Origin of the sequence: Mesorhizobium sp. M1E.F.Ca.ET.041.01.1.1, assembly GCF_003997355.1 — a bacterium.
Taxonomy (GTDB): domain Bacteria; phylum Pseudomonadota; class Alphaproteobacteria; order Rhizobiales; family Rhizobiaceae; genus Mesorhizobium.
Window position 1 is genome coordinate 1 of record NZ_RZSL01000531.1, and the last position, 4,198, is coordinate 4,198.

Here is a 4,198-nt window from a genome sequence, read left to right on the forward strand (position 1 = left end):
GCCGAAGAAGCTGCTGGACGAGCTTGCCATGCTCAAGGCCGAACTGGTCGGGCTGCCGCCCGATGCGGCGCAGAAATTCCCCTCCGAGCTTTCGGGCGGCATGATCAAGCGCGCGGCGCTCGCACGCGCGCTGGCGCTCGACCCAGACATCGTCTTTCTCGACGAACCGACTTCGGGCCTCGATCCGATCAGCGCGGCCGAGTTCGACGAGCTGGTGGTCAAGCTGCGCGATACGATGGATCTGACGGTCTATATGGTCACGCACGACCTCGACACGCTGTTCACCGCCTGCGACCACGTGGCGGTGCTCGGCAAGAAGAGGGTGCTGGTCGAAGGCACCATCGACGACATGCTGAAAAGCGAGGAGCCGTGGGTCAAATCCTATTTCCGCGGAAAACGCGCCCGGCAACTTGATCTTGCGGCGCGTGCTTAGCCATAAGTGGGGCAATGGAAACCAGAGCCAACTACGTTATTGTCGGCATCTTCACACTGGCTGCGATCCTCGCGGCCTTCGCCTTCGTCTATTGGACCGCTGCGATCGGCGAAAGGGGCGAGACGACGCTTCTGCGCGTGCGCATTCCTGGCTCGGCTTCGGGCCTCGGCCGCGGCAGCTTCGTGCTCTTCAACGGCGTCAAGGTGGGCGACGTCAAGCGTGTCTATATCGACGTCGACAATCCGACCGTCGCCATCGCCGACACCGAGATCGACCGCATGACGCCGATCACCAAGTCGACGCAGGCCGATATCGGGCTCGCGGGCCTCACCGGTCAGGCCAATATCGAGCTCAGGGGCGCGGACCCCAAGGAAGCCAAGCTGCTCGACGAGGCGGAGAAGGAGGGCAGGGTCCCCGAGATCGTCGCCAATCCTTCGGCCGTGACCAACCTGTTGCAGACGGCGCAGAACATCTTCTCTCGTGCCGACAAGGTGCTTTCAGATCTCGAGGGCTTCACCAAGGACGTTCGCGGCCCGCTGACGCAGACCGTCAAGAATGTCGAGACCTTCTCCGACGCGCTGGCCAAGAATTCGGACGGCATCGACAAGTTCCTGTCTGCCGTGAGCTCGCTCTCAGATCAATTGCAGAACGTGTCAGGCAGGCTCGACAGCACGTTGAAGGCCGCGGAAGGACTGCTCAACTCCGTCGACAAGGACAGGATCAAGAGCATCGTCGCCAATGTCGACACGGTCACGGCGAACCTGAAGGAAACCTCGAAGCAGTTCGACACGACCATCGACAACGTCAACACGGCGGTCGGCTCGATCAACGACTTCGCCAAGCAGACGCAAGGCACGCTCGCCAAAGTCGACAACGTGCTCGATGGGATCGATCCCGCGGATGTCCGCACGGCGCTCGCCAACATCCAGAAGGCCAGCGACAGCGCCAACAGGGCGGCCGCCGACATCGCCAAGGTCACCGACAAGATCGCCAACCGCTCCGACGATATCAACGATACCATCAAGAACGCACGCCAGCTTTCGCAGCGCCTCAACGACGCCTCGGTGCGCGTCGACGGCATCCTCGCCAAGGTCGACAAGCTTCTCGGATCCGGCGAGGCCAACGGCGTGATGGCCGACGCCAGGGCGACGCTGAAATCCTTCAAGCAGGTCGCCGATACGCTGAATGCGCGGCTTGGCACCATCACCGACAATCTGGCGCGCTTCTCCGGCCAGGGGCTGCAGAATGTCGAGGCGCTGGTTCAGGACAGCCGGCGCTCGATCAACCGCATCGAGGAAGCGGTAACTGACCTCAGCCGCAACCCGCAGCGCATTCTGACGGGCGGCGAGGGTGAGGTTCGTCAGTTTGACGGCAGGGCACGGCGTTGACTTCGGCTGCCGCGAACGCCAAGAACATGGATTGCAGCTGTAAGTTGATCGTCAGATCCGGGGACAACGGGGATCGCGCGTGAAGTCGGTGAGAGGGTTGAAGTCGGTTGCCGCCGCGGCGCTCGCGCTTGCGCTTGCCGGATGCGCGGCGCTGGGAGGCAAGCCGGCGCCGCTCGATACGTTCGAGCTTTCTGCTCCGGCGGTCGACATGCACGGCCATAGCCGCCGCCAGATCCTGATCGCCCAGCCTTCTGCGCTGAAGGCGCTGGATAGTCAGAACATCGTCATCAGGCCGTCCGACCAGTCGATCCAGTTCCTCAAGGGCGCGCAATGGGCGGATCGCCTGCCGCTGATCGTGCAGGCCAGGCTCGCCGAGACCTTCCAGCGTTCCGGCAGCTTTGCCGGCGTCGGCAAGCCGGGCGAGGGGCTGGCGATCGACTATCAGATCATCGTCGAGGTCCGCTCCTTCGAAGTCCGCGTCAACGGCGGCGAACATGCCGATGTCGACCTGTTCGTGCGCATCCTCAACGACCGCAATGGCGAGGTGCGTGCCTCCAAGAGCTTCACGGCGACCGCGCCGGTTTCCGGCGGCGGCAACGCCGCCTATGTCGGCGCGCTGGACAACGCCTTCGGCCAGGCGGCGAAGGACATCGTCCGCTGGACGGACTCGGTGATCTGAGCGAAACCCAACACTAACGAAACCACCGTTGTGGAGCCATAATGGCCGACAGTTTTGTCCAAAGGACGTTTTCGGTCGATGGTACGGAGGTGACCTGCCGCTTCTTTTTGCCCGAAGCGGAGCAGGGGCGAGATTTCCATTGTCGGTACGAAATAGCCTGGCCCGAAGGTTCGCGCTCCCGAAAAGCGTACGGGATCGATGAGGTGCAGGCGCTATTGCTCGCAATGCAAATGGCCCATGCTGATCTTTTGTCAGAACGCGAACGCAACGGGCGACAAGTGCTATGGCTCGATCAGCGAAGTCTCGGATTGCCCATCGCCAATTCAATTCGTGATTTGGATCCCGACGGCGGGTTCTCAACGTAAGTCAGATCAAAAAAGGCGGGCTTTGGCCCGCCTTTTTTGTATCCTCGATCCGCCGGCTCAGTGCAGGCGGCCGCTGGCGTGGGCGAGCATGGTGTAGACCTTGCCGGTGTCCGACGTCAGATAGGTCTGCGCCATGATGTTGTCGCGGTCGTTGCGCGAGACATCCTTGAGCAGCTTCTCGAAGTCGTCGCAGTAGCGGTCGACAGCGGCGCGGAACTCGGCCTCGGCCTGATACTTGCGGCGGATCTCGTCAAAGGTCTGCTGGCCTTTCAGCGTGTAGAGCCGGCGCGTGAAGACGTCGCGCTCGCCGCGGCGATAGCGGTTCCACAATTCGATCGAGGCGTCATGGTCGATGGCGCGCGCGATGTCGACGGACAGCGAATTGAGCGACTCCATGACATGCAGCGGCGAACGCTGGGCAGGGGCCGCGCGCGGCGTTTCCGCCGGGGCGGCCGGCTTCAGGGTTTCTTCGCGCGAAGCGTTGGTCAGAAGATCGCGCACCCAGCCGCCCTGCTGTGTGCGGCCATTCGGGTCGCGCCGCGGCGCCTCCGCAGGACGCTCGAGATCGAGCGTACCGCGCAGCGTCGTCTCGGCGAGCGGTGCCTGCGGCGAGCGACGCTCCGGTTGCGGCTGAGGCTGCGGCGCCGGCGGACGGCGCAGCGGCTGTTCGGCGGGACGGTCCGGCGCCTGCGGTGCAGGGCGCAGGCCGCGGGGCTCGCCGGTCTCGCTGCTGCCGCTGCGGCCGGATTTCGCAACGATGTCAGACAGTTCCTTGAGCGCGTTGATCTGCTCGGAGACGGCACGGCGAATGGCCGAGGTCGATTCCTTGGCCTCCTCCGGCATCTCGATCACGCCCTTCTTGAGCTCGGCGCGGGTGAGGTCCAGCTCGCTCTTGATCGAGCCCGCGGTGCGCCGCATCTCCTCGGTGGCATCGGCAAAGCGCCGCGTCGCCGAATCGACGACCTCGGCGATGGCCGTGCGGATCTTCTCCGCCGATTCCATCGTCCGGCCCTCGGCATTCTGCATCGTCTTGCCCACAAGGCTTTCGAACGAGCGCATCACTTTCTCGAGGTCTTCCGACTTCTTGACCAGGCCGACCGCGAGGTCTTCCAGCGAGGACTGCCGCTCCAGCGTGTGCTCGAGATTGCTCTGCGCGGAGCTCAGCAGAGCCGAGGCGCTCGACAGCAGGCGGCTGTGCTCGTCGAACTTGGTCGCGATCGAGGCAACCTCGCGCAACGTCGCCGACGACAGATCGGTGAGCCGTGTCGTGTTGGAATCGACGAGGCGCGCCGAACTGGCGAAGGTCTGGGCCGCCTTTTCCGTGGTCGTGGCG

The 4,198-nt window shown here is 63.9% G+C and carries 4 protein-coding genes and 1 pseudogene; 4 read left to right on the forward strand and 1 reads right to left on the reverse strand.

Annotated features, from left to right (window positions below):
• The 4 genes from EOA38_RS29490 to EOA38_RS29505 form a co-directional block, all read left to right on the forward strand.
• On the forward strand, nucleotides 1–433 hold a 433-nt coding region (locus EOA38_RS29490; RefSeq protein WP_127300888.1), incomplete at its 5' end, for an ATP-binding cassette domain-containing protein.
• A gap of 14 nt (nucleotides 434–447) precedes the next feature.
• On the forward strand, nucleotides 448–1,821 hold the full coding sequence (locus EOA38_RS29495; protein ID WP_127300889.1) for an MlaD family protein: 1,374 nt from the start codon (nucleotides 448–450) through the stop codon (nucleotides 1,819–1,821).
• A gap of 88 nt (nucleotides 1,822–1,909) precedes the next feature.
• Nucleotides 1,910–2,500 (forward strand): ABC-type transport auxiliary lipoprotein family protein, encoded by a 591-nt coding sequence (locus tag EOA38_RS29500; protein WP_127300891.1) that lies wholly within the window; start codon nucleotides 1,910–1,912, stop codon nucleotides 2,498–2,500.
• Between the two features lie 41 nt (nucleotides 2,501–2,541).
• Nucleotides 2,542–2,865 (forward strand): hypothetical protein, encoded by a 324-nt coding sequence (locus EOA38_RS29505; RefSeq protein WP_127300890.1) that lies wholly within the window; start codon nucleotides 2,542–2,544, stop codon nucleotides 2,863–2,865.
• A 57-nt stretch (nucleotides 2,866–2,922) separates the two neighbouring features.
• Here the strand turns inward: EOA38_RS29505 and EOA38_RS29510 are convergent.
• Nucleotides 2,923–4,198 (reverse strand): annotated as a pseudogene (locus EOA38_RS29510) (kinesin); the annotation flags it as partial.

What these genes read in the sequence shown, in the direction of transcription:
- EOA38_RS29505 (WP_127300890.1), top strand. Translation starts at nt 2,542, where the DNA reads ATGGCCGACAGTTTTGTCCAAAGGACGTTTTCGGTCGATGGTACGGAG.
- EOA38_RS29495 (WP_127300889.1), top strand. Translation starts at nt 448, where the DNA reads ATGGAAACCAGAGCCAACTACGTTATTGTCGGCATCTTCACACTGGCT.